This is a genomic window from Streptomyces lavendofoliae, from assembly GCF_014649735.1.
In the GTDB taxonomy this organism is placed as follows: Bacteria; Actinomycetota; Actinomycetes; order Streptomycetales; family Streptomycetaceae; genus Streptomyces; species Streptomyces lavendofoliae.
Window position 1 is genome coordinate 226,737 of the sequence record NZ_BMTP01000004.1, and the last position, 24,651, is coordinate 251,387.

Annotated in this window: 26 protein-coding genes; 12 read left to right on the plus strand and 14 right to left on the minus strand. The window is 73.5% G+C overall.

Going from position 1 to position 24,651, the window contains the following annotated elements:
- Positions 1-6 precede the first annotated feature (6 nt).
- Complete coding sequence (locus tag IE109_RS09525; RefSeq protein WP_189550341.1) at positions 7-762, plus strand: GbsR/MarR family transcriptional regulator; 756 nt, start codon at positions 7-9, stop codon at positions 760-762.
- A 5-nt stretch (positions 763-767) separates the two neighbouring features.
- Here IE109_RS09525 and IE109_RS09530 read toward each other — a convergent pair whose 3' ends face one another.
- Positions 768-1,796 (minus strand): GlxA family transcriptional regulator, encoded by a 1,029-nt coding sequence (locus tag IE109_RS09530; protein ID WP_189550342.1) that lies wholly within the window; start codon positions 1,794-1,796, stop codon positions 768-770.
- 71 nt (positions 1,797-1,867) lie between these two features.
- Between IE109_RS09530 and IE109_RS09535 the strand changes: the two genes are divergently transcribed.
- On the plus strand, positions 1,868-3,172 hold the full coding sequence (locus IE109_RS09535) for an MFS transporter (RefSeq protein WP_189550343.1): 1,305 nt from the start codon (positions 1,868-1,870) through the stop codon (positions 3,170-3,172).
- A gap of 211 nt (positions 3,173-3,383) precedes the next feature.
- Here IE109_RS09535 and IE109_RS09540 read toward each other — a convergent pair whose 3' ends face one another.
- Positions 3,384-3,791, minus strand: coding sequence for a hypothetical protein (locus IE109_RS09540; protein WP_189550344.1), 408 nt, complete (start codon positions 3,789-3,791; stop codon positions 3,384-3,386).
- A gap of 135 nt (positions 3,792-3,926) precedes the next feature.
- Here IE109_RS09540 and IE109_RS09545 point away from each other — a divergent pair, with 135 nt between their 5' ends.
- The gene (locus IE109_RS09545) at positions 3,927-4,691 is read left to right on the plus strand and encodes a helix-turn-helix domain-containing protein (RefSeq protein ID WP_268251466.1); all 765 of its coding nucleotides are present in this window, start codon (positions 3,927-3,929) and stop codon (positions 4,689-4,691) included.
- Positions 4,688-4,930 (plus strand): DUF397 domain-containing protein, encoded by a 243-nt coding sequence (locus IE109_RS09550; protein WP_189550345.1) that lies wholly within the window; start codon positions 4,688-4,690, stop codon positions 4,928-4,930. Before IE109_RS09545 ends, IE109_RS09550 begins: the two co-directional genes overlap by 4 nt.
- A 10-nt stretch (positions 4,931-4,940) precedes the next feature.
- Here IE109_RS09550 and IE109_RS09555 read toward each other — a convergent pair whose 3' ends face one another.
- The 5 genes from IE109_RS09555 to IE109_RS09575 all read right to left on the minus strand — a co-directional run bounded on the left by IE109_RS09555 (position 4,941) and on the right by IE109_RS09575 (position 8,354).
- Positions 4,941-5,606 (minus strand): hypothetical protein, encoded by a 666-nt coding sequence (locus tag IE109_RS09555; protein ID WP_189550346.1) that lies wholly within the window; start codon positions 5,604-5,606, stop codon positions 4,941-4,943.
- Positions 5,607-5,651: 45 nt separating this feature from the next.
- On the minus strand, positions 5,652-5,975 hold the full coding sequence (locus IE109_RS09560; protein WP_189550347.1) for a hypothetical protein: 324 nt from the start codon (positions 5,973-5,975) through the stop codon (positions 5,652-5,654).
- A gap of 21 nt (positions 5,976-5,996) precedes the next feature.
- Complete coding sequence (locus tag IE109_RS09565) at positions 5,997-6,659, minus strand: GOLPH3/VPS74 family protein (RefSeq protein WP_189550348.1); 663 nt, start codon at positions 6,657-6,659, stop codon at positions 5,997-5,999.
- 236 nt (positions 6,660-6,895) lie between these two features.
- The gene (locus IE109_RS09570) at positions 6,896-7,552 is read right to left on the minus strand and encodes a pyridoxine/pyridoxamine 5'-phosphate oxidase (RefSeq protein WP_189550349.1); all 657 of its coding nucleotides are present in this window, start codon (positions 7,550-7,552) and stop codon (positions 6,896-6,898) included.
- Between the two features lie 154 nt (positions 7,553-7,706).
- On the minus strand, positions 7,707-8,354 hold the full coding sequence (locus tag IE109_RS09575; protein WP_189550350.1) for a TetR family transcriptional regulator: 648 nt from the start codon (positions 8,352-8,354) through the stop codon (positions 7,707-7,709).
- Positions 8,355-8,745: 391 nt separating this feature from the next.
- Here IE109_RS09575 and kbpA point away from each other — a divergent pair, with 391 nt between their 5' ends.
- Entirely contained in the window at positions 8,746-9,528 is a 783-nt protein-coding gene (gene kbpA, locus IE109_RS09580) for an AfsK-binding protein KbpA (RefSeq protein ID WP_189550351.1), read from the plus strand.
- Positions 9,529-9,664: 136 nt separating this feature from the next.
- Positions 9,665-12,067 (plus strand): protein serine/threonine kinase AfsK, encoded by a 2,403-nt coding sequence (gene afsK / locus IE109_RS09585; RefSeq protein WP_189550352.1) that lies wholly within the window; start codon positions 9,665-9,667, stop codon positions 12,065-12,067.
- Here afsK and IE109_RS09590 read toward each other — a convergent pair.
- Positions 12,064-12,795, minus strand: a complete 732-nt coding sequence (locus IE109_RS09590; protein WP_189550353.1) for a hypothetical protein — start codon at positions 12,793-12,795, stop codon at positions 12,064-12,066. The two genes, afsK and IE109_RS09590, sit on opposite strands and share 4 nt — an antisense overlap.
- Positions 12,796-12,987: 192 nt before the next feature.
- On the opposite strand from IE109_RS09590, the gene IE109_RS09595 reads away from it, so the two are divergent.
- Entirely contained in the window at positions 12,988-13,506 is a 519-nt protein-coding gene (locus IE109_RS09595) for a hypothetical protein (protein ID WP_189550354.1), read from the plus strand.
- Between the two features lie 79 nt (positions 13,507-13,585).
- Here the strand turns inward: IE109_RS09595 and IE109_RS09600 are convergent, their stop codons facing one another.
- The 3 genes from IE109_RS09600 to afsR form a co-directional block, all read right to left on the minus strand.
- The gene (locus tag IE109_RS09600; RefSeq protein ID WP_189550355.1) at positions 13,586-13,762 is read right to left on the minus strand and encodes a hypothetical protein; all 177 of its coding nucleotides are present in this window, start codon (positions 13,760-13,762) and stop codon (positions 13,586-13,588) included.
- Between the two features lie 94 nt (positions 13,763-13,856).
- The gene (locus IE109_RS09605; RefSeq protein ID WP_189550356.1) at positions 13,857-14,087 is read right to left on the minus strand and encodes a hypothetical protein; all 231 of its coding nucleotides are present in this window, start codon (positions 14,085-14,087) and stop codon (positions 13,857-13,859) included.
- A gap of 207 nt (positions 14,088-14,294) precedes the next feature.
- Positions 14,295-17,357: an SARP-family global regulator AfsR gene (gene afsR, locus IE109_RS09610; protein ID WP_189550357.1), complete on the minus strand. Its 3,063-nt coding sequence runs from the start codon at positions 17,355-17,357 to the stop codon at positions 14,295-14,297.
- Positions 17,358-17,550: 193 nt separating this feature from the next.
- Between afsR and IE109_RS09615 the strand changes: the two genes are divergently transcribed.
- The 4 genes from IE109_RS09615 to IE109_RS09630 all read left to right on the plus strand — a co-directional run bounded on the left by IE109_RS09615 (position 17,551) and on the right by IE109_RS09630 (position 21,017).
- On the plus strand, positions 17,551-18,144 hold the full coding sequence (locus IE109_RS09615; RefSeq protein WP_229890823.1) for a pentapeptide repeat-containing protein: 594 nt from the start codon (positions 17,551-17,553) through the stop codon (positions 18,142-18,144).
- A gap of 50 nt (positions 18,145-18,194) precedes the next feature.
- The gene (locus tag IE109_RS09620; RefSeq protein WP_189550359.1) at positions 18,195-18,608 is read left to right on the plus strand and encodes a PaaI family thioesterase; all 414 of its coding nucleotides are present in this window, start codon (positions 18,195-18,197) and stop codon (positions 18,606-18,608) included.
- A 425-nt stretch (positions 18,609-19,033) separates the two neighbouring features.
- A complete protein-coding gene (locus tag IE109_RS09625; protein ID WP_189550360.1) occupies positions 19,034-20,605 on the plus strand; it encodes an APC family permease in 1,572 nt (523 codons plus the stop codon).
- Positions 20,606-20,699: 94 nt separating this feature from the next.
- Positions 20,700-21,017: a cupin domain-containing protein gene (locus IE109_RS09630; RefSeq protein ID WP_189550361.1), complete on the plus strand. Its 318-nt coding sequence runs from the start codon at positions 20,700-20,702 to the stop codon at positions 21,015-21,017.
- Between the two features lie 66 nt (positions 21,018-21,083).
- On the opposite strand, the gene IE109_RS09635 is transcribed toward IE109_RS09630, so the two are convergent.
- From IE109_RS09635 to IE109_RS09645, 3 genes are read right to left on the minus strand one after another with little or no spacing between them, the layout of a single operon-like run.
- Positions 21,084-21,413, minus strand: coding sequence for a putative quinol monooxygenase (locus tag IE109_RS09635; protein WP_189550362.1), 330 nt, complete (start codon positions 21,411-21,413; stop codon positions 21,084-21,086).
- Positions 21,414-21,450: 37 nt separating this feature from the next.
- On the minus strand, positions 21,451-22,215 hold the full coding sequence (locus IE109_RS09640; protein ID WP_189550363.1) for an IclR family transcriptional regulator: 765 nt from the start codon (positions 22,213-22,215) through the stop codon (positions 21,451-21,453).
- Between the two features lie 10 nt (positions 22,216-22,225).
- On the minus strand, positions 22,226-23,710 hold the full coding sequence (locus IE109_RS09645) for a CehA/McbA family metallohydrolase (protein ID WP_189550364.1): 1,485 nt from the start codon (positions 23,708-23,710) through the stop codon (positions 22,226-22,228).
- A 91-nt stretch (positions 23,711-23,801) separates the two neighbouring features.
- Between IE109_RS09645 and IE109_RS09650 the strand changes: the two genes are divergently transcribed.
- Positions 23,802-24,629, plus strand: coding sequence for an LLM class F420-dependent oxidoreductase (locus IE109_RS09650; protein WP_189550365.1), 828 nt, complete (start codon positions 23,802-23,804; stop codon positions 24,627-24,629).
- The last annotated feature ends 22 nt before the right edge of the window (positions 24,630-24,651 follow it).

Genomic DNA, 24,651 nt, shown 5'->3' on the forward strand with positions numbered 1-24,651 from the left:
CACGCGATGCCGGGAGGCAGGCTCACCCAGCAGGAGCGCCAGCAGATCGCGCTGGGACTGGCCGACGGCCTCGCCTACGCGGAGATCGCCCGACGCCTCGACCGCCCCACCTCCACCGTGACGCGTGAGGTGATGCGCAACGGCGGTCCCACCGCCTACCGTGCCGACCTCGCCCACCGCGCCACCGAACGCCGCGCGCAGCGCCGCAGGAAGACCGCGCCCCGGGCGCCCGGACGCACGCCCCGGCCCGCCGACGGGCGCGACGCCGAGGAGGTGCGGGAGTACGAGGAGACGTTCACCACCGTCTTCATGCAGTCTGGCCTGCCCAAGATGACGGCCCGCGTGCTGGCCGGCCTCTACATGACCGACGCCGGCAGCCTCACCGCCTCGGAGCTCGCCGGGCGCCTCCAGGTCAGTCCCGCGTCCGTCTCCAAGGCCGTCTCGTTCCTCGAAGGACAGGGCCTCATCCGGCGCGAGCGCGACGAGGGCCGGCGCGAGCGGTACGTCGTCGACGACGACGTCCTGTACCAGTCGACGATGGCCAGCGCCCGGTCCACCGCCCACCTCGGCGAGATCGCCCGCCAGGGCGTGCACGTCCTCGGCCCCGGCACCCCGGCCGCCGCCCGCCTGGAGAACATCGCCCGCTTCGTCGACTTCGTCTCCGAGAGCATCGCCCGCGCCGCGATCCAGGCCCGCGACGTCCTCCACGCGAAGCCCCAAGCACCCCAAGCGCCCCAAGCGCCCTCGGACGGCGCCCGGTAGGCCCGCTACGACCGGCCGGCCGGCGTGCGGCGGGTGTTCGCGGCGGGCGTGGCGCCCGTGCGGCCGGTGCGGAAGGTGCGGCGATAGGCGATGGGCGGGACACCGAGCGTGGCCTGAAGGTGTTGCCGCATCGACTGGGCGGTGCCGAACCCGGCGTCGGCCGCGACCCGGTCGACCGGCAGGTCGGTGGACTCCAGCAGGTGCCGGGCGCGCTCCACCCGCTGCTGGGTGAGCCACTGGCCGGGGCTGAGCCCCACCTCCTCGCGGAAGCGGCGCGTGAACGTCCGTACGCTCATGGCCTCCCGCTCCGCCATGTCCCGCAGCCGGATGGGCTCGTGGAGGTGCTCCAGGGCCCAGGCGCGTGCCTTGGTCGTGGTGGCGACCTGCGGCTCCGGCACGGGCCGGCGCACGTACTGCGCCTGGCCGCCGTCCCGGTGCGGCGGCACCACGGTGCGCCGCGCGACCTCGTTGGCCACCGCCGACCCGTGGTCGCGGCGCACGATGTGCAGGCACAGGTCGATCCCGGCGGCGACCCCGGCGGAGGTGAGGACGTCACCGTCGTCGATGAACAGCACGTCCGCGTCGACCGAGACCGCCGGGAACAGCCGCTGGAAGTGCTCGGCCGAGGCCCAGTGGGTCGTCGCCGGCCGGCCGTCGAGGAAGCCGGCGGCGGCCAGGACGTACGCGCCGGTGCAGATGGAGACCAGCCGGGTGCCGGGCCGGATGCGGGCGAGCGCGGCGGCCAGCTCGTCGGTGAGCCTGCCCTCCTCGTGGACGGGCCCGAGCTCGTACGAGGCGGGCACGACGACCGTGTCGGCGGTGGCGAGCACCTCGGGGCCGTGCTCGACGGAGATGAGGAAGTCCGCGTCGGTCGCGACCGTTCCCGCGGCCACCCCGCACGTGAGGATCTCGTACAGGGGGTGGCCCCGGGCGTCCTTCGCGCGGCCGAAGATGCGGTGCGGAATGCCCAGCTCAAAGGGGAGGAGCCCGGCGAGGGCGAGGACGACGACGCGGTGCGGGACGGGCCGGCTCATGGCCCGATCCTAGCGATGGACGTCATTCGGGCCACTGGTACGGTGCCCGCGCGCTCGCGATCCTGACTGACGTGACCCAGACAACGCCCACCCCCGCTCCGGCCGTCCCTGCCCCCGGCCGGCCGCCCGTGCGTCCGTCGCGCGTCCACCGCGCCTGGTTCGTCGCCGCCGTCACGTTCGTGACGATCATCGGTGCGGCGGGCTTCATCTCGTTGCCCGGTCTGCTGATCGAACCGCTGCACGGGGAGTTCGGCTGGTCGCGCGGCACCATCGGGTTCGCCGTCTCGGTCAACCTCGCGCTGTACGGCCTGACGGCGCCGTTCGCCGCCGCCCTCATGGACCGGTTCGGCGTCCGCCAGGTCGTGGCGCTGGCCCTGACGGTCATCGCCGTCGGTTCGCTGCTGACCGTGTGGATGACGGCGGCCTGGCAACTCGTCCTCTACTGGGGCGTCCTCGTGGGGCTCGGCGGCGGCTCCATGGCTCTCGCCTTCGCCGCCACCGTCACCAACCGGTGGTTCACGGCCCGGCGCGGCCTGGTGACCGGCATCCTCACCGCCGCCGGCGCCTCGGGCCAACTGGTGTTCCTGCCCCTGCTGTCGTGGCTCGTCACCCACCACGGCTGGCGCCCCGCCGCCGTCACGGTCGCCCTGTCCGCGCTCGTCGTCGTCCCGCTCGTGTGGCTCCTGTTGCGCGACCACCCGGCGGACGTGGGCCTCAAGCCGTACGGCGCCGACGACTTCGTACCCAAGCCCCCGCCCGTGCCGGGCGCGGCGCGGCGCGCGGTCACGGTGCTGGCCTCCGCGGCCCGCACCGGCCCGTTCTGGCTGCTGGCCGGTACCTTCGCCATCTGCGGCGCCTCGACGAACGGCCTCATCAAGACCCACTTCGTGCCCGCCGCCCACGACCACGGCATGCCGATGACGGCCGCCGCTTCGCTCCTCGCCGTGATCGGCGTCTTCGACGTCGTCGGCACCATCGCCTCCGGCTGGTTCACCGATCGCTTCGAGACGCGGCGGCTGCTCGCCGTGTACTACGCGCTGCGCGGTGTCTCGCTGCTGTTCCTGCCCATGCTGCTGGCGCCGTCGGTGCACCCGCCGATGGTCTTCTTCATCGTCTTCTACGGGCTCGACTGGGTCGCCACGGTGCCGCCGACGATCGCCCTGTGCCGCGAGCACTACGGCGACGACTCGGCGATCGTCTTCGGCTGGGTCCTCGCCTCCCACCAGGTCGGCGCGGCGGTCGTCGCCTTCGCGGGCGGGTGGGCGCGGGACGTCTTCGGCTCGTACGACGTGGTCTGGTACGCCTCGGGCGCGCTGTGCGCGGCCGCCGCCCTGATGGCCCTGGTCATCCGCCGACGTCGGCCGGCCCCGGCCTGAGGTCCCCGGCGGCGTACCGCGTGGCCGTTCCGGCCGGCTGGCCGGTGACGTCCACCGCCGTCCCGTACAGGCGGCCCACCCGCAGGCGTACGACCACGCGCCGTTCGGCGACCCGGTCCTCGAGGAACTCCTCCGAGGAAGCGTGGTGCGGGACCTTGGGTCATGACGTGGCCGACTCCCTCTCCGCGGCCGGGTGTTCCGTGCTCACCCCTCAGGTCGGCGGCAGGCACAACTGTGCCGTGACGATCTCGTGGAGCAGGTCCGGGTCCACGAACTCACCCGCGACGGGCGGGCCGCAGCGCCAGGACAGCGGATACGTGTTGCCGTGCGGTGCCGGAATGCCCACGTACTGGTCCCGCGCGCACGGCCCGAAGCAGGCGGCACCCGGCGGCCAGTCGTACTCCTTGCTGCTGCCCGGCGGGATCAGGAAGTACGTCCACCGACCACCGGAGACCTCCCGCACCACGGGGCCGGGCCGCCCGTCGGTGGCGTCGGCCAGGTGGTGCAGCACGGCCTCGCCCCGGACGCCGCGTACGCGGACGGCGTCGAAGTGGATGCCGGCGAGGCGGAGTCGCAGGCCGGACGCGGGGACCCAATCGGGCACATTGTTGCTCGTCATGGCCACGAGCATCGCGGCGGTCGCTTAGCGTGACCAGGGGGACACGATCCACTTCGGGGCGGTGTGGGAAGGACGGTGGCGGTTGTGGGGTCGAGTGGTGAGCCCTCGCCGGCGCGGCGGCACGTGGGCGAGCTGGTGAAGAAGTTCCGGAGCATGGCGGACCTGACGCAGAAGGACCTCGCGGACCGGCTGCTGATGTCGGAGTCGCTGGTGGGCGCGTATGAGCGGGCCGAGCGCATCCCGACGACGGCGTTCCTGGTCGACGCGGACGGGGCGCTGGGCGCGCAGGGGGTCCTGCGGTCGTGCGTGGAGCTGATGGAGGAGGAGAAGTACTCGCCGAAGTTCCTCAACTGGAAGCGCACGGAGGCGGACGCGGCGAGCATCAGCGCGTACGAGTGCATGGTCGTGCCGGGGTTGTTGCAGACCCCGGCCTATGTGCGGGCGCTGTACGAGACGCGGGTGCCGATGTACGAGCCGGACGAGATCGACCGGCATGTGCAGGCGAGGCTGGAACGGCAGGAGGTGCTGGACCGCAGGCCCAAGGCGATCGTCAGTTACGTGGTCGAGGAGTCGGTGTTCCAGCGGCCGATCGGCGGGGAGGCGGTGCTCAAGGAGCAGCTCCGGCATGTGCTGGACTCGGTCCGGGCCAGGAACCACCTGACGGTGCAGGTGATGCCGACGCAGCGGTCGGTGCACGCGGGGCTGATGGGCTCGCTGCAACTGCTGAGCACCCGGGAAGGACGGAATCTCGGGTACACGGCGGCGCATGGCGGCGATACGTTGATCTCGAAACCCGACGAGGTCAACCGGCTCAATGACCTCTTCGGTGCGCTGCGGGCCCAGGCACTCACGCCCTGGGAGTCCGTGGAACTGATCGAGAGGATGGCGGCGAAGCTATGACCCCCGGCCTGGTCTGGTTCAAGAGCAGCTACAGCGGCAACGAGGGCGACGCGTGCGTCGAAGTCGCCTACGCCTGGCGCAAGTCCAGCTACAGCGGCAACGAGGGCGGCGCGTGCGTCGAGGTCGCCGCCTGCCCGCACGCCGTGCATGTGCGCGACTCCAAGGTCACCGACGGGCCCACCTTCGCGGTGGGGGCGGACGCGTGGGCGGCGTTCGTGGCGGGGGCGGCGAGTCGCTGACTCGGGGGCGTCAGCCGCAGTCGCGGACCGGGCACAGGTCGACGCGGCTGACGCCCGGCAGCTTCTCCAGCTCCCGTTTCAGGGCCGCCCGTCGCTCCTCGGGCAGGTCGTCGGGGAAGCGGACCGCCAGGTAGAGCAGGTCCTCCGACGCGGTGCCCGTCACGCTCGTCGCCCCGAAGCGCTTCAGGTGGGCGTCGTGCTTCCCGAGGTCGGCGTAGAAGGTGTCGGGGTCGCTCACCGCGCGGTAGGTGTGCGGCTCCGCGAGGGCGGGGGCGACGGTGCAGTGCCAGTAGAAGGACCCGAAGGCGGCGAGGAACCACGCCAGGGCCAGCCCGCCGGCCGCGCCCATGATCCGGGCGCTCACGGGGCGGGCGTGGGGGTCGGCGAAGGCGGCCAGGAGCAGCAGCAGGGCCGACGGCCAGAAGAGGAACATGCCGAACAGGAACCCCGGCAGTCCGAGCGCCAGGAGCCCCAGTGCCAGGATCGCGGCCGCGCGGGCGAACGCCGGCGGGCGGCGCGGCAGGAACAGGGGGATCGCCACGGACAGGGCCGTCAGCACGAACAGCGGGAGCAGGTGGCTCGTCACCGTCCAGAGCAGAACCGGCACCGTGGCGACGACCGCGCCCGCGGCGAGTGCCATCTGGAGCGGGTGCACCCGCTCGTCCCGTGCCGCCATGGCCCACCGCCTCGTGTTGAACGCGTTCAGTCGAACGCGTTCAACCTATCCCACGGCCGGTCGGCGTTCGAGGTCCGGGTAGCCCCAGTCCAGGACGACCCTCGCTCCCGGGGCGGCCTCCTCGACCGCGAACCTGACATGGCTCTCGAAGTCCGGCTGCCACTGGTGGAACCGGCTGATGCTCAGCGGGAAGTCGGTCTCCCCGGACACGAACGCCGTTCCGTCCCCGTCCCAGGCGACGCCGAGGTTGACCTGGTCCTGGATGCGCTCGTCCTCCATGACCTCGTCCAGCGAGCGCACCACCTCCCGTGCCTGGGCCTCGTCGCGGAGGGCTGTGACGGTGAGGGTGAAGGTGATGTTGACCGACATGGCTGAAGCGTACGAGGTGGCCTAGAGGACCACGGTGGCGGCGGTCGCCGCGGTGATCGCGACCATCGCGGCCTGCATGTTCCGGATCGCCTCGCGCACCCCGTCGCCCGCCCACTGGCCCTCGGCGATCTTCGCCATGCGGGGCGCGACCAGCTTGCGCGGGATGTCGGGAAAGGCCAGCCGGTCCAGCTTGGCCGCGTGCAGCAGGGCGACGAGCCCGGACGTGCGGTCGTCCGGCTCCATGCCGTGCACGACGACCGACGTCAGCCGTGCGCGCAGCTCCCGCTCCACCGAGCCGTCCGCCTCCGGGTAGCGGCGTACGGGGAACAGGCCGAGCACCTTGCCGCGCTCCTCCACGACGAGGCCGCGCTCACAGAGGCTCTCCACGGTCGCGGCGACCGCCTTCGACTGGTCCTTCGTCAGCCAGTCGGCCACCTTGCGCGGGCTCTTGCGCCGGGTCCACTCCTCCAGTCGCGCGAGCCGTCCGTCGAGCAGCGCGTTGCCGGTGGGCGTCGGGTCGGTCACCGCCAGGCGGCCGTCCGACACGGTCACCCGCCCGGCCATCGCCAGCTCCAGCAGGATGCCGCCCGCGACGGCCCATCCGGCCGAGGACTGTTCCTTCGCGGCCCCCGACGCGTCGTCCAGCGACAGCAGTGCGACTTCCTCGGCCAGCGTGACGGTCATGGTCGTCTCCCCCTTGATCGTGTTCGGTCATCCGTATGAACGCGTCCACGATCCCACGGGGTTCCGCACCCGGCCCTTGGGCGGGTCTTTCGGATCTTGCCGGGCTCGCGTGCCCCGGCACGCGCGTCTGCGGCGTCGTCGCCGGTCGCCCATGCTCCGCGGTGGCTCCCTCCTCCGCCTTGCACCCGCACGCACCAGACCCCTCTTCCCGATCCGGCCTGATCGAAGGACACTCCCTAGGGCCAGAGCAAGTCACGGTCCCAGCGGCCGCCGGGAGCGCGGCGGTACCGGAGCCGGACGTGCCGGCGCAGGGCGTCGCCCTGGAAGAACTCGGCCTCGTCCGGTTCGAGCACGTACCGGGTCCAGGTCTCGACGTCCGCGTCCGGCTCCGCCTCGGCGCGCCGCCAGGCCGCCGCGCCGGCCCGCTCCAGCTCCTCCAGGGAGGGCAGCACCTCGCTCTGCCGCCCCACCAGCGCGGCGGCCAGCGCGCCTGTCGAGCGGGCGTGCAGGTCGGCGTACGCCTCCTCGGGCGTGCCGGACGAGACCCGTCCGCGCAGCCGCACCTGGCGGCCCTGGACCGGCCAGTAGAAGTGGAGCGCCGCGTGCGGATCGGCGGCGAGCTGGCGGCCCTTGGCGCTGGTGGCATGGGACGCGAAGTGCCAGCCCCGCTCGTCCGCGTCGTGCAGCATCACCGTCCGGACGTCGGGCCGCCCGGCCGCGTCGACGGTGGCCAGCGCCATGGTGTGCGGCTCCGTCTGTCCGGCCCGCGCGGCGGACGTGAACCACTCGCGGAAGAGGGGCAGGGGGTCGGCGGGCGCGGAGCCCGGGTCGAACGGGGGCAGCTCGGTGTCCCAGACGCGCAGGGCGCGGAGCGTTTCGTGGAAGCCGGTCATCGAACCATCATCCGCCTTCCGGTCCTGTCCGCCGCCGGACGCGCCCCGGGCACAGGCGCCGGTGACCGGGGGCGCCGCACCGGGAAAGGGAACGCCGACGGCGGTCGACGAGGTGGACCGCCATCGGCGCGACAGGACGTGAACGGGTGCGGGGTTACTTCGGCGGCTTCCTGCCGGTGATGCCCAGGTGGACCAACAGGGCGAGGTTCGGGCGGAGTTCGGCCGGCTTGACGCCCCAGGTCTGGAAGCCCTTCTGGTGCGAGGCGACCGCCGCCAGCATGGCGACCAGGGAGCCCGCCATGGCCGCCGGATTGACGTCCTTGTCGACCTTGTTCTTGGACTGGAGCTCCTTGACCGCGTCCGTCAGGGAGTTGGTGACCGAGTTGAGGATCTTCATGCGGATCTTGTAGAACCGCTTGTCGCCCTCGGCGGCACCCAGATCGATCACGCGGAGGATGGCGTCGTGCTTGCGCCAGAAGTCGAGGAAGCCCTCGACCAGTTCCTCCGAGGTCTGCCAGGCCGCCTTGCCGACCCAGGTGCGGCCGGAGACCAGTTCCGTCAACCCGGCGCCCTCTTTGGCCATTTCTTCCGCGATTTCGAGGACCGCGCCCTCGACGTCCGGGAAGTACTGGTAGAACGTCGCCGGGGAAGTGCCCGCCTTCCGGGCCACGTCGATGACTTTGACGTCCCGGTACGGCGAGGAGCTGAGCATCTCGCTGAGGCAGTCGAGCAGCTTCTGCCGCGTCGCCTGTCCGCGCCGACCGGCCACGCGGCCGTCGACGGTGCGTACTTGTCCTGTCATGCCGTCAGCTTACCGAGGGGTGATCTGCGCGCGATTCGGCCGACTGCAAATGGGGTGACGGCCCCGCGCGCGGGGCTTCCGGACGGACCTTTTCGGGCGTCCGCCCCTTGTCGGAGCCGGGTTGGGCGCAAGGTGCGGCGCGCATCGCGCGGAGGACTCCGTACGGCGCTTTTCGGCCACTTTTGGAGCCCCGCGTCACCCCGATAGGCTTATTAACAGCCTGTGGAAAACTTCGGTGGACAACGCACGCGGTCGCAGGCGGACGGCGGTCGTCCGGCCTCTCCATCGAACTCGTGCTCGAATTCTTTTCCTGCGCGGAACGCCCGGCGCCACTAGCGTGACCGTGACGGGCACCACACGCCCCGCCCGTACACGGAAAGGGACCAGGCCCATGTCCGCATTCACAGAGGGCACGCCCTGCTGGGCGGATGCGATGCTCCCCGACCTCGAAGCCGGCAAGCGCTTCTACGGGGAGCTCTTCGGCTGGACGTTCGAGGACGGCGACCCGGCCTACGGCAGCTACACCAACGCCTTCAGCGACGGCAGACGCGTCGCCGGTCTGGCCCCCAAGCGGGACGGCCGCATGCCCACCGTCTGGGGCGTCTACTTCGCCACCCCCGACGCCGTCGCCACCACCCGCAGGATCCGGGAGGCGGGCGGCCAGATGGTGACGGACCCCATGTCCATCGGCTCCTTCGGCACCATGGCCCAGGCCGTCGACCCCGGCGGCGCCGTCTTCGGCCTCTGGGAGGCCGGCGACCACAAGGGCTTCGAGAAGCAGGGCGAACCGTGCTCCTTCTGCTGGACCGAGGTCTACACGCGGGAGAAGGACGCCGTGGACTCCTTCTACGAGACGGTCTTCGGCTTCCAGGTCCGCGACCTCGACGACGCCGCGATCGACTTCCGCGTCTGGTCGCCCGCCGGCACACGGGCGAGCGACGAGACGGCCATCGGCGGCCGGAGCGTGATCACCGACGCCTTCCCCGCCGAGATGCCCGCCCACTTCCTCATCTACTTCGCGGTCGAGGACTGCGACGACACGGCCGCCCTCGCCACCGGCCTCGGCGGACGGGTCACCGAGGAACCCTTCGACACTCCGTACGGCAGGATCGCCCTGATCGCCGACAACCAGGGGGCCGTCTTCGCCGTCCTCGCGGAGCCGAAGGCCGCCTGAGAACACCCGCGGAGGTGTCCGGATCGAGGTGAGACACCCCGATCCGCCCCCGGGTTCGCAACCACCGCCCCGGACAGGAAGAATCAGGGGGCATGGGGCCGTACTCTCATGGCCCTGACGGGGAGGTGGCAGGCAAGTGGAACAGCTGACGCAGCACGACCCGAGACGGATCGGCCCGTTCGAGGTGCTGGGCCGGCTCGGTGCCGGAGGCATGGGCCTGGTCTATCTCGCACGATCGGCGTCGGGGCGGCGCGTGGCGATCAAGACGGTGCGGACCGAGCTCGCCGAGGACCAGCTGTTCCGCGTCCGCTTCACGCGCGAGGTGGAGGCCGCACGGGCGGTGTCCGGCTTCTACACCGCGGCCGTCGTGGACGCCGATCCCCGGGCGGCGGTGCCGTGGCTGGCGACCGCGTACGTCCCGGCCCCCTCGCTCGAAGAGATAGTGAATGAGTGCGGGCCGCTCCCGGCCCAGGCGGTGCGCTGGCTGGCCGCCGGGATCGCCGAGGCCCTCCAGTCCATCCACGGCGCCGGCCTGGTCCACCGCGACCTCAAGCCGTCCAACGTGCTCGTCGTCGAGGACGGGCCGCGCGTCATCGACTTCGGCATCGCGTCCGGCGTCTCCAACACCCGGCTGACGATGACCAACGTCGCCGTGGGCACGCCCGCCTACATGTCACCCGAACAGGCGAAGGACTCCCGCAGCGTGACCGGCGCGAGCGACGTCTTCTCGCTCGGCTCCACGCTGGTCTTCGCGGCCACCGGACACGCCCCCTATCACGGGGCCAACCCGGTCGAGACGGTCTTCATGCTGCTGCGCGAGGGCCCCGACCTGGAGGGACTGCCGGACGAGCTGCGGCCCCTGATCGAGGCGTGCATGCAGATGGAGGCGGGGCTGCGGCCCTCGCCCGCCGACCTCCAGGCGCAACTGGCGCCGCACCTCTTCTCCGGCAGCGACGACAGCGGTACGGCGTCGGCCTGGCTGCCCTCCCGGGCGACCGCCATGATCGAGACCCGCAGGGGTGGGCGCCCCAGCGCCCCGCCGCCGCTCCCCGCGCCGCCCACCGCCCCGCCCCCGGCGCCGCCGACCGCGCCGCCTCCCGGCCCCCGGCACGGCCGCGAGTGGGACCCCCCGCACCGGGGCGGAAACGGCGACCCCCGGACCGGGCAGGCGGCGCCCGCCGCTCCCGTACGGCTGCCCGGCGCCCCGCTGCCGATCGGCCCCGGGCCGCGCGTCGCCGACACCCGCGCCGCGATCGCGGTGGACGCCGGGCCGACCACCGGCTGGATCCGCCGCCCGCCGGGCGGCCCCGCCGGCAACGACCCGGCCCCCTCCGCCCCGGCCAGCCCCGCCCCGCCGACGGGCCCGCCCGTCCCCGCCCCCGCCCAGGAGCCCGCCGGGCCCGGGCACTGGCGGCCGTGGCGGTTCCGGATGTCCAACGACGTGTGGGGCACCCCGGTCGTCTCCGGCGACCTGCTGTACGTCACGTCCTTCGAGGTCCACGCGCTGGACGTGGGCACCGGCCGCCGCCAGTTCAAGACCCGGGACGTCGCCTGGTCCATGGCGGTGGCCGACGGGCGCATCCACGCCTCGGACGGGCCGTCGCTGTACGCCCTCGACGCCCTCGACGGCGGTGAGCGGTGGCGGCTGCGGACGGACGCCTGGGTGTACAGCCTCCGGGTCGACCGGGGCACCGTCGTCACCGGCACGCGCGGCGGCGGCGTACAGGGCTGGGAGGCCGCCAACGGCGCCCGGCTCTGGGAGATCGCCGGCGCGCAGACGGACTTCGAGACGCCCGAGGGCGGCCCGGTCATCCACGGTGACACCGTGTACGTGTGGCAGGACGCGCGGCTGCGCGCCCTGGACGCCCGCACGGGCACCGAGCGCTGGTCGTACCCGATCGGCGACGCCGCCTCCTGCGGCGGGGTCCCCGTGCGCGTCACCCCCGCCGAGGACGGTTACGTGTACGTGGCCGCCGGCACCCGGGTGCTGTCCGTCGACGTCATGTCCGGTCACGTCCGCTGGCACTTCGAGGCCCCGGCGGTCTTCCTCTCGCCCCCCGCCTTCGCCCCCGGGCCGGCGGTCACCGGCGGCGGCGTCTACCTCGCCGACTACCTGGGCACGGTGTACGCGCTGGACGCCACGACCGGCAAGGACCGCTGGCGCATCGCCACCGAGTCCCGGCAGTCGGCCGAACCGGTGCTCGTCGCGGACGGCAACGTCCACGTGGGCAGCGGCAGCGCGGTGTACACGCTCGACGCGGTGACCGGCACCCCGAAGTGGCGGTTCCCGGCGGGCGGGCCGATCATCGGCGCCCCGGTCGTGGCGGACGGCCGCCTGCACTTCGGGTCGGCCGACCACGTCCTGTACACGCTCGACGCGAGCGGCGGCCAGCTGCGCTGGAAGCTCACCACGGGCGGCGAGATCACCGGCTCACTGGTCGCGCGGGCGGGTGTCGTCTACGCGTGCAGCAAGGACCGCTGCGTCTACGCGCTGGACGCCGTCAAGGGCACGGCGACCGGCCGGGGCGCCGGCCGCTAGCGCCGCCCGGGGGGCGGTCCGTCGTCCGGACGGCCCGGCCGGTCGTCGTACCGGTCGTCAGGGCGCGGGTCGTCGTAGCGCTGGTCGTGCCGCTGGTCGTCGTACCGCCCGTCCTGGCGGGGGTACTCGGCGGTCGGGGCGTCGCCCGCGTACGGGCGCTGCCCGTACGGCTCCCGGCCGGGCTCGGCGTACGGCTCGCCGTAGGGGTCCGTGTACGGCTCCCCGTGGTGGTCGGGCTCGCCCGCCGGCCGACCGCGCCGCCCGTGGCCGTGCAGCCGGCCGTGCCCGCGCGGTTCACCGGTGTCGTGCGCCAGACGTCGGCGCCCGGCCATCAGCGCGGCGCCCAGCAGCAGCAGGACCCCGCCGGCCGCCGCCAGGGCGACGCCCTGGCCGAGGCCCGAGCCGTCGGACTCGACGCTCAGCCCGCCGGCCTTCTGGCCCTGGCGGACCATCCACAGGACGGTGAAGCCGAGCACGATCAGCCCGGCGAGGGCGACGAGGACGCGGGACCGCAGGACCAGTCCCACCAGCGTCACCAGCGCGGCGAAGGCGAACGGCAGCAGGAGCGAGGTCCACAGGTCGGCGTTCGCGCCGGTGATGCCGCCGAACAGGTCGGCGATGCGGTAATCACGTCCGTGACGGCCGTCGTACCAGGCACGGAAGGGGCTCCAGACGGCGGCCGCCGCTCCGACGAGAGCGAGGATCGAGCCGATGACATTACGGATCATGCTCGGCCTCCCAGGGGGGTGCGGCTCTCGATCACGACGCTACGCCGCCCGGGGGAGGGGCGCCACACGGCGGGCGCGCCCGGCCGCCCGCCCCGGTCTCCGGCGGACCGGAGGTGTCCCGGGGCGCTGCTAGGGTGACGTGCGCCCGTCAAGATCGGGCACCACTCACTCACACTTCAACGGGGGTTGAACGTGAAGCTCCGCCATGTCCGCGCCGTCGCCGTCTTCGGTATCGCGATCGTCGCACTCACCGGGGCCCGTGGCTCCGGCGGTGGTTGCAGCAGCAACAGCGGTAGCGGCAGCCACAGCTCGGGCTCCGACTCCGGCAGCAGCACCACCGGAGGCGGCCACGACAACGACGGCAGCGGCAGCTCGGGCGGCGTCTCCGTCCCCGGCGGTTCCAGCAGCGCCGACAAGGCCGCGCGCGACATCAAGATCGACGAGTGCCGGATGGACGACTCGGGCAAGAACCTCGTCGCCCGGCTCACGGTCACCAACAGCGGGTCGCTCGACTACACGTACAACATCACGATGAAGTTCCGCGGCGACGCGACCTCCGGCACGACGACGGCACGCGCCGACGTGACCGGTGTGACCGTCAAGGCCGGCGCCTCCCAGCAGGCCGAGGCCACGACCACGTACACCGGCACGGGCAACGGCAGCGAGTACAAGGAGTGCGTCGTCGACAGGGCGACGAAGACCGCCCTCTGACGGCAGTCCGCCGCCGGGGCCCCGCCCCACCGCACGCCGAAGGGCACCGGACCACCACGGTCCGGTGCCCTTCTCGCGCTCAGCCCCGCGGGGGCGCCGGCAGGTGGTTGTCACCCAGGGTCGTCATGCCCCCGAGGGCAGCCGGTGCCGGTACCGGTGCCGTGTCGGCGCGGCCGGCCGCCGCGATCGTCGCGGTGCCCGCGGCGACCACCGCGGCGATCACCGCGACCGCCAGCAGGCGCGTGGTGCGAGTCATTCCTTCTCCACTCGGATGATGTGCCGGGCATGTCGCGGCCGCGACGGCTCCCCCTCCGCGCCGCCGCGGCCGCACCCCCGTCGGGACGTACGGATCAGGAGCCGGCGGGCGGGGCCGGCATGTGGTTGTCACCCATCGTCGTGAACTCGCCGTCCTTGGGCGGGGCGGGCATGTGGTTGTCCCCCATGGTGACGAGGGCGCCGTCCTTGGGCGGGGCCGGCATGTGGTTGTCCCCCATCGTCACGAGGGCGCCGTCCTTCGGCGGGGCCGGCATGTGGTTGTCGCCCATCGTGACGATCTCTTCGCTCTTGATCGCGTCGCTCATGGTCATCTCCCCGTTGTCCTTGCGCGGTGCGGTGATGGAATGCGCCCGCTCGGCCACTCCCCCGAGGATTTCCGAACGGGCGCACCAGGACCGCTCACCCTAGCGGTGGTGATCCCGCGATCCGTCTGCCCCCCGACGCGACGGACCGATGGGTAAGAGAGTGCCGGACGGGCATAAACAAACGCTGAACGCCGCCGTCGCCGCAGCTCAGGCCGCTGCCGACAGAGCCAGCAGGGACCGCACCTCGGCGGCCTCCGACACGTCCGACTCCTGGTAGAGCGCGAGCGCCTCCTGCCAGCAGGCCCGCGCGCGGTCGCTCTGGCCGAGGGCGTCGAGAGCCTTGCCGAGCACGGTCAGGGAGTTGCCGCGCATGCGGTCACCGCCGATGCAGCCCATCGCCAGGGCCTGTTCGGCGTGCTGGGCGGCGTGAGCCGGGCGCCGGGACTTCAGGTGGGCCTCCGCCAGCCGGAAGTGTGTGGCGCCCTCCCAGAGCCGCTGACGGTTCTTGGCGAAGATGCGCAGGGCCTCGAACAGCTCCTTGAGCGCCTCGGCGTTGCGGTTGGCGTGGGTGAGCGCGACCCCCAGCGCGTAGCGGCCGTTGGCGAGCCGCAGCGCGAGGTCCATGCGGTCGTAGATCTCGATGCCCTGACGCGCCAGGTCGATGGCCGTCGCCGTACGACCGGTGAGCAGGTGCAACCGGGAGAGGTTGCACAGGGCGCTCGCGGCACCGGGCAGGTTCCCGTCCGCGCGGGACCCCTCCACCGCCGAGGCCAGGTGCTCCTCGGCTTCCTGGTGCCGGCCACGGATGGCGGCGATGATCCCCCGGTCGTTGTCCGCCCAGTACACCGGCGCCGTGTCGCCCACCCCGACGGCCAGCGCCCGCGCGTTGCGCGCCTCCTCGTCGGCCTCGTCGTACCGGCCCGCCACCAGGTGGACGTTGGTGAGGGCCGTACGGGCACGCGCCTCGGCGCGGAGGTCGCCGGCGCGGCGGGCCGCCTCGCGGGCGGCCACCGCGGCGGCTTCGTACTGCTTGGAGTTGGCGCCCGACTCCGCGAGGTCCTTCGCCGCCCACAGCAGGTCCACCGCGCGGCGCAGGCCGGTGCCGGCCGTCGACTGGCGGGCGCACGCGAGGAGGCAGTTGGCCTCCGTGTAGAGCCAGTCGAGGGCCGCGTGGCGGTCGGTGAAGGTCAGACCGGCGTACGTGGTCGGTTCCAGGTGGTCGACCAGGCGGTCGCCCGGGCGCTCGATGGCGTAGACCCGGGCCGCCGTCGCGAGGTAGAAGTCCAGCAGCCGGGAGAGGGCCGACAGGCGCTCCGTGGGCGGCTGTTCGTCGCGGTCGGCGCATGCACGCGCGTAGAGGCGGACCAGGTCGTGGTAGCGGTAGCGGCCGGGCGCGGCCGACTCCAGGAGGGACGTGTCGACCAGGGACTCCAGGAGGTCCTCCGCCTCGTGGAGGGGGAGGTCCAGGACGGCCGCCGCCGCCGCGAGGGAGATGTCCGGGCCGTCGGCGAGGCCCAGCAGGCGGAACGCGCGCGCCTGGGCGGGCTCCAGCTGGCCGTAGCCCAGTTCGAAGGTGGCCTTGACGGCGAGGTCGCCCGCCTGGAGCTCGTCCAGACGGCGGCGCTCGTCGGCGAGCTTGGCCGCGAGCACGGTGACCGTCCACGTGCGGCGCGCCGCCAGGCGGGACGCGGCGATACGGATGGCCAGCGGTAGGAAGCCGCACGCGGCGACCACGTCCAGCGCCGCCTCCCGCTCCGCCTGCACCCGCTCGGCGCCCACGATCCTGGTGAAGAGCTGGAGCGCCTCCTCGGGCGACATCACGTCCAGGTCCACCAGGTGCGCGCCCGCCAGGTCGACCATCCGGACCCGGCTGGTGACCAGCGCGGCACACCCGGCCGTACCCGGCAGCAGCGGCCTGACCTGCGCGGCGTCCCGCGCGTTGTCCAGCAGGACCAGCACCCGCCGCCCGGCGAGCGTGGACCGGTACAGCGCGGCCCGCTCGTCGAGGGTGTCGGGGACGGCCGAGTCCTGGATGCCCAGCGCCCGCAGGAAGGCGCCCAGCACGGTCTCGGGCTCCGCCGCCCGTGCCCCCGCGCCCTGGAGGTCCACGTACAGCTGCCCGTCCGGGAAGCGGGGGCGTGCCGCGTGCGCGACGTGCACGGCGAGCGTCGTCTTGCCGACCCCGCCGATGCCCGCCAGCGCCGACACGGCCATCACCGAGCCCTCCGCGGTGACCAGCCGGTCGCTCAGCTCCCGTACGAACGCCACCCGCCCGGTGAAGTCCGGGACCGTGGCGGGCAGTTGCGCGGGGCGTGAGACGGCGGGGGCGGGGGAGGGGTCCTCGACCGGGCGGGCCAGCTCCGCGTCCGCCCGCAGGATGCGCTGCTGGAGCCGTGCCAGCTCCGGGCGAGGATCGACGCCCAGCTCGTCGGCGAGGAGCCGGCGCGTGTCGGCGTACACGGCGAGCGCCTCCGCCTGCCGCCCGCTGCGGTACAGGGCCAGCATCAGCAGCTCCCGCAGCCGCTCGCGCAGGGGGTGCGCCGCGGTGAGAGCCGTCAGCTCGGACACCGCCTCCGCGTGGTGCCCGCACTCCAGGTCCAGGTCGAGCCGGGTCTCCAGCAGCTGGAGCCGCCACTCCTCCAGGCGGGCGCGCTGCGTCTCCGCGTAGGGACCGGGCACGGACGCGAGGGGCTCGCCGTCCCACAGGCCGAGCGACTCGTCGATCAGCACCCGGGCCCGCACCCGGTCGCCGCCCACCCGCGCCTTCTCCGCCTCGGCGGCCAGCTCCTGCGCGACGCTCAGGTCCAGGGCGTCGGAGCGGCCCCGGATCGCGTACCCGCCCGACTCGCTGACGAGCACGCCCGGCGGGAGGACCTTGCGCAGCCGGGAGGCGTACGTCCGTACCGCCGCGAGGGCCTGCGAGGGCGGCTCGTCGCCCCAGATGGCGTCGATCAGCTCGGCGGCCGTCGCCGTGCGCCCGTCGCGCAGCAGCAGCGCGGCCAGCAGGGCCCGCTGCTGCGGGGAGCCGGACGGCAGGGCCGCGTCGTCGCGCCAGGCGCGTACCGGACCGAGCACGGCGAACCGCAGGTCGGCGTGCGCGTCCTGCCCGTCGCCGCGCGGGCCGTCGCCCTGGTCGCCGCCCACGCGCGGGCCGTCGTGCTCGCCGTGCGGGCCGCCGCGCCGGCCGCGCGCGCCGGCGTCGCCGCCCGCGGCGGGACCCGGCTGCGGAGCGCGCTGCTCCGGCACTCGTGGCCCGTCTTCACGGTCCATAGCTCCCCCTGCCCGTACCCCGCTGGTTCCGCCCTCGACAGTCTGCCTTGTCGATGGCGTTTGCGTCAGCAGTGGGTGACGCTCTGCACAAGGTCGTGACACGATCTCCCGGCCATTGACCTGACGATCCGTCAGGGCGAACCCGGCGCGGGCCCGGTCCTCGTTGTCGGTGGCGGCCGCTTCAATGGGCCGCATGGTGAACGCACGCGATCTCGTCGTCCGTGGTGAGGACTGGTACGCCCGGAAGCTGGGCCCCGGTACCGCGTACACGGGCTGCACCTTCTACGACACGGACTGGACGGAGGTCGTGAACGAGGGGGCGGTCTTCGACGAGTGCGTCTTCTCCGGCGTGCGGTTCAACGCCTCGCGCCACACGGGCGCCGCCTTCACCAACTGCACCTTCCGCACGTGCGGCTTCTTCGACGCGCGCTTCGAGCGGTGCAAGGTCGTCGGCAGCCGTTTCGAGCGGTCGACGTTCGGGCTCCTGGGGGTCTCCGGCGGCGACTGGTCGTTCGCCGGCTTGCGGGGCGCCGACCTGCGGAAGGCCGACTTCGACGGCGTGCGGCTCCGGGAGGCGGACCTGACCGGCGCCCGGCTGGACGGGGCGACCCTCGTCCGCTGCGACCTGTCCGGTGCGGCCCTCCACGGCGCCCGGCTGAAGGGCGCGGACCTCCGGGGCAGCGACCTGTCGTCGCTGGACCCCCTGACGGTGGAGCCGGCGGGCGCCCGGATCGACCTGGAACAGGCGGCGGTCATCGCCACGGCGCTGGGGTTCGAACTGGGCTGACGTACGCCTCGGCCGGTTTCGGCGGCGGGCCGCGGCGGCAGCATCCCGGCATGACTCTCACGCTCGCCGAAGCCGACAAGATCCTCGCCGACAACTTCGCCCCCTGGGTGCTGGAGCTGGGGCTGTCCGTCGTGGAGGCGGGCGAGGCGCACGCCGTCCTGCGGCTGCCGTGGGACGGACGGCTGGCGCGCGAAGGGGGCGGGCTGTCGGGGCAGGCCCTCATGGCGGCCGCCGACACCGCCACGGTGATCGCGGTGTCCTCGGCGCGCGGGGCGTTCGTGCCCATGACCACCGTGCAGCAGTCCACCAGCTTCATGCGGGCGGTGACCGGCGCGGACGTCCTGGTGGACGCGCGGATCACCAAGCTGGGCCGGCGGATGGCGTTCGCGGACATCACCATGACCGCGGAGGGTGCGGCGGAGCCCGCCGCCCGTTCCTCCACGGTGTACGCGCTGCTCGGCTGATCCCCGCCGCCCGGCGGGCGGCGGGCGGGCCTCATCGGCCGGGGCGGCCGGGGCGGCCGGTCGGCCGGAGGGCGTACACGATCGGGCGTACCCCGGCAGGGTGGTTCGGGGCGGTCGGCGGCGGCCCGGAAGGGCGGTGCGGGGCGGGGCGCCGGGCCCCGCCCCGCGTACGCGCACGGCGAGCGGCGGGCGGTCGTGTGGCCCGGCCGAAAACAGCGCGGGAAAATTTGGAAACGGGCAAAACGGGCGCGGCTGCGGTTCCCGCATATCGAACGGTGCGGTTTTCACCTACCAATCGGTCGGCGTGGGTCGGAGGCAATCTTTCATTCGTTGTCAGAAGGGGCCTCCACCCCCCGCAATGCAAGGAAAAGATCGCGGAGTTCCTTCTTCCGGATGTGGAAACCGCAGCACCTAACGTCCTCTGCATGACTCAGGTAGAAGCGCGGCCCCAGGCCGGAGACACGGTAAGGGGCGTCACCATGTCGGGTGGCACCGGTGACGTACGAACCAAGGGACTCGGCGGCAACTCCGTCGGACTGGTGGGCAGTGCCGTCATCGGCATCTCGACTGTCGCCCCCGTCTACTGCCTGACCTCCACGCTGGGCTCCACGGCCGGAGAGGTCGGCGTGCAGATGCCCGCCGTCTTCCTGGCCGGATTCCTGCCCATGCTGCTGGTGGCGTTCGCGTACCGCGAGCTCAACAAGGCCATGCCGGACTGCGGCACCTCCTTCACCTGGACGGTCAAGGCCTTCGGCCCCAAGGTCGGCTGGATGTGCGGCTGGGGCCTCGTCATCGCGACGATCATCGTCCTGTCCAACCTGGCGGGCGTCGCGACCTCCTACTTCTGGCTCCTGGCCGGTGAGATCAGCGGCAATCCGGACGTCGCCGCACTGGACGACAACAAGGGCGTCCACATCCTCACCACCCTGATCCTCATCGCCATCGCGACCGCGATCAGCTACCGGGGCATGACGGCCACCAAGAGCGTGCAGTACACGCTCGTCGGCCTCCAGCTGGTCGTGCTGGGCGTCTTCGTGGCCCTGGCCTTCTCCAAGGTCGGCAGCCCGGAGTTCCCCACCGGCACGGAGTTCTCCTGGTCCTGGCTGGACCCCTTCGCCGTGGAGTCCTTCTCCGCCTTCACCGCGGGACTCTCCCTCGCCATCTTCATATACTGGGGCTGGGACGCCTGTATGGCGACCAACGAGGAGACGACCGGCAGCGCCAAGACCCCCGGCCGCGCCGCGCTGATCACGATGATCGTCCTCATCGGCTCCTACCTGGCCACCGGCATCGCCGCCCAGATGGTCGTCGGCGCCGGCGACAAGGGCCTCGGCCTGGCCAACCCCGAGACCTCCGACAACGTCTTCGCCGCCCTCGCCGGCCCGGTCATGGGCAGCGCCCTCGGCGTCGCCCTCTTCGTCGCCGTCTTCGCCTCCGCCACCGCGAGCCTCCAGACCACCTTCATCCCGGTGGCGCGCACGGTCCTCGCGATGTCGACGTACGAGGCCCTGCCGCACTCCTTCACCAAGGTCCACCCCCGGTTCAAGACCCCGGGCCTGGCCACGGTCGTCGCGGGTGCGGCCACCGGTGTCTTCTACGCGGTGATGACCCTGGCCAGCGAGAACGTCCTGGTCGACACCATCTACGCGCTCGGCCTGATGATCTGCTTCTACTACGCGCTGACCGCCTTCGCCTGCGTGTGGTTCTTCCGCCGGGAGCTCACGAACTCCGTGAAGGACGCGCTCTTCAAGGGCGTCCTGCCGGCCCTCGGCGGCCTGATGCTCACCGCCGTCTTCGCCAAGACGCTGTACGACATGTGGGACCCGGCCTACGGCTCCGGCTCCTCCGTCCTCGGCATGGGCTCCGTGTTCGTGATCGGCGTCGGCCTGCTGCTGCTCGGCGTGGTGATCATGCTGGTGATGCAGCGCCGCAGCCCCGCGTTCTTCCGGGGCGAGGTGCTCAAGAAGGAGACCCCGTCGCTGATCGTCGCGGACTGACGCACACCTGAGCCGGAAGGGCGGGCACCGTGGGACGGCACGGTGCCCGCCCTTCCGTATGCGTACGTTCCGGCAGCGGGGCAAGGTGGACGGTATGTACGACCTCAACGCCATCGCCGAGGAACACCTCGTCAACGCCCACGCCGACGAGCACGGCCGCAGCGCCAACCTGATCCTGCGCGACCCGCCGCTGCGGCAGAGCGTCATCGCCCTCACCGCCGGCACCTCGCTCGACGAGCACAACACCCCGCCCGCCGCGTCCCTCCAGGTCCTGCGCGGCGTGGTGCGGGTGACGGCCCAGTCCGGTGACACGGAGCTGAGCATGGGCTCCCTGTACCTGCTGCCGCCCGAACGGCACGGCGTGACGGCGGTGACCGACGCGGCGGTCCTGCTCACCGCCGTCAACGACTGAGGCGCCGCCCGCCGGGCGGGCGGCACCCTGGGCCGGGCGCGCCGCCGGCCGCCCCGCCGGCCGGCGTCAGTCCCGCGGGCTCAGCTCGGCCATGGCGTTCCAGCCGTGCTGGTCCGGCAGCTCGACGTTGACGATCTCCGGCGTGGCGGCGATGGCACCGGCCATCGCCTCCAGCCCGGCCGCGAAGTGGTCCGAGGCGACGTGCGCCGCGCCCGCCTCCCCGTCGGCGAAGGCCTCCAGCAGCACGAACCGGTTCGGGTCCTCGACGTCGCGCGACCAGTCGAAGAAGAGGTTCCCGGGCTCGGCGCGGGTGGCCCGGGTGAAGTCGCCGACCAGCGTGAGCCACTGCTCGGCGTACTCGGGGCGGACGGTGAACCTCACGGCGATGAAGATCATGCCGTCACGGTGCTCCCCGCCCGGCCCGCCGTCCAGCTCACGCGCCCGTGTTTCCGGCAGCGTCGGAAAAGGCCCGCACCGAGCGGGCCACCGCCGCGCGCACCCGACCGTGCCGGTGGCGGAACTCCGCCGTCGGCAGCGACACCGACAGGGCGTGCCGCACCTCCGCGGCACCGGGCAGCACCATCGCCAGGCAGGTGTACGCCGGGTCCGCCTCCCCCACCGACACGGCGAACCCCCGCCCCCGCACCCGCGCCAGCTCCGCCTCGAACCGCTCCGCCACCGTGATCGTCCGGTCGGTGAAGCGGGCCATCCCGTGCTCGTCCAGGTACCGCCGCCGCACGCCCCGCGGCACCTGTGCCAGCAGCGCCTTGCCGTGCGCCGTGGCGTGCGCCCGCATCTCCGGGCCGGGTACGAAGGGGTGCGCCGTGTCCGTGACGGGCGCCGTGCTGTCCACCACGGTGATCCGCCCGTCCCGGTACGCGGAGAAGTACGCCTCCGCCCCGCTCTCCCGCCGCAGCCGCGCCAGCACCTCGGCCACGCCCGGGGCGACCCCCACGTGCCGCTGGAACGCCCGGTGCAGTGCCGCGACCCGGGGCCCCGGCGCGTACCCGCCGCCCTCCGCGCGTACCAGGTGCCCGCGCGCCACCAGCGGCCCCAGCAGGTGGTACACGGTCGACAGCGAACACCCCAGCCGTCGCGCCAGCGCCTGCGCCCCGACGGGCCCGGCCGCGTCGGCCACCACGTCGAGGATCTCCAGCGCGCGGTCGACGGACCGGGGACCGGGGGTCGTGCTGCTCATGCGCACGACCTTACGGGGCCGCTCCCAGGAACACCGGGTTGGTGAACGCCGCCAGGGCTCCCGGCAGCCCCGGCAGCGCGGGCGGGTGGCGGACCTCGGCGCGGACGTGGGCGGCGTACGCGGCCGTGGTCGTCCACTCCACCGCGCCCGTGCCCGACGCGGGCAGCGGCGCCGTGTGCAGGAGGCCCTGGTCCGTGACCAGGTGGGCCGTGCAGCCGGGGGCGCCCGTCACCTCCAGGCGGACCGTCACCGGGGCGCCGGGCGGGGCGGGGAGCCGGTCGCCGATGCCCGCGCGGGCGCCGCGTCCGCCCGTCGCGGAGAACGCCAGGGACACGGCGGCCGACTCGGCGACGTAGGAGCGGCCCGCCCGCAGGCCGGCCAGGACCGCCTCACGGGTCAGGTCGTCGGCGAGGACGACCGTCTGCGGTTCGCCCACCGCCTGCGGCTCGCGGTGCGCGTCGCTGCCGCCCATCGCGGGGACCCAGCGGCCCCGGCCGGTGAGCGTGGCGTCCCAGTCGGCCAGCGTGACCTCGTCGTCCGGGGTGTAGGGGCCGTTCCACACTTCCACCGCGTCCGCCTCGCCGAAGCCGAACCTCCAGGAGCAGCCGACGCACGTGGCGTGCGGGTGCGCCGGCACGACCAGGCCCCCGGCCCGCCGGATCTCGCGCGCGAAGTGCCCGAAGCGGTTGTCGCGGGCCCGGTAGCGCCAGTCGACGAACGTTCCGGGGTCGGTGCCGACCGCGACGACGTGACCGGTGCGCGTGGTGACCTCCTCGCCGGTGAGGATCAGCAGGTCGTCGCCCCACAGCCCGTCCCACGCCCGGTGGGCGGCGTGCGTGTTGTGCTCGGAGCTGTTGATGAAGTCGAGACCGGCGGCCCGTGCGGCGGCGGCGACCTCGGCCGGCGTGCGCCGCCCGTCGGAGTACACCGTGTGCAGGTGGCAGTCGCCGCGGTACCAGGCCCGGCCCCGCCCCCTGGCCCGCCCCGGCGGGTACACCGGGCGCGGCGTCCGCCCGGCGGGTCCGTACGCGAGGCGGACCGTCACCGTGTACGCCAGGCCCCCGGGCGCGACGGTGTAGGGGCCGAGCGCCAGGTGCCAGGTGCCCGCGCGGACCGGCCCCGGGAGGTAGCCGGGCGTGGCGTCGTCGGCGCGGAGGAAGAACTCGGCGCGGGCGCCGCCCGACCAGCCCCGGAAGCCGCGCCCGCCCAGCTCGGTGCCGCGCTCGTCGAACACGCCGATGTCCAGGGCGTTGCCCCGCGTGCCCGGCGGCACGGCGGGCCGCTCGTACGCGTACGAGACCCGGATCTCCCGCACCCCGTGCGGCACCTCGACCGGCAGGTACACGTAGTCGGGCGAACCGGGCGGCAGGGTGCCGCGCAGCACCCGCTCGGTCCGCCCGGCGGCGAAGCTCACGCCCGGCGTCACGAACGCGTCCGCCGCCAACGCCCCTGCCGTTCCCGCCGTTCCCGCCACGAACCCTCGCCTGCTCAACATGGCTTCCACCCTCCTCGCGGCCGGTGAACTCCCCGCCGATCCAGGGCGACGGTCTCGGAATTCGGCGCCGAGCGCCATACGTTGGGCCGTCATGCGCATCGCGACGACGATTTTCCTCACCGACCAGACCATCACCCCGGTACGGCTCGCGCGCGAACTGGAGCAGCGCGGCTTCGCCGGCCTCTACCTCCCGGAGCACACCCACATCCCGGTCGAACGCACCAGCCCCTACCCGGCGGGCGGCGACCTGCCGCCCGAGTACGGCCGGACCCTCGACCCCTTCGTCGCGCTCGGTCAGGCGGCGGCCGTCACCGAGCGGCTCGGGCTGGGCACCGGCATCACGCTCGTCGCCCAGCACGACCCGATCGACCTCGCCAAGCAGGTCGCCACCCTCGACCACCTCTCCGGTGGCCGCTTCACCCTCGGGGTCGGGTACGGCTGGAACCGCGAGGAGGCCGAGGACCACGGCGTGCCCTGGGCCACCCGCCGCGAGCGCACCCGCGACCGGATGGCCCTGATGCGCGCCCTGTGGGCCGCCGAACCCACCGCGTACCAGGGCTCGACCGCCTCCGTGCGCGCCTCCCACGCCTTCCCCAAGCCCGCCGGCGGCGCCCCCCGCACCCTGATCGGCGGCGCGGCGGGACCGAAGCTGTTCGCCCACATCGCCGCGTACGCGGACGGATGGCTGCCCATCGGCGGCCGGGGCCTGGGCGAGGCGCTCCCGGTGCTGCGCGAGACGTGGGAGAAGGCGGGCCGCGATCCCGGCGCCCTCCAGGTCGTCCCGTACGCCGTCCGCCCCTCGGAGGGCAAACTCGCCCGCTTCGCCGACCTCGGGATCACGGAGACCGTCGTCCAACTCCCGCCGGCGGGAGAGGCCGAGGTGCTGCGGACGCTGGACGAGTACGCGCGGTACGTGTAGACGCCCCGCACTCGTATGCTCG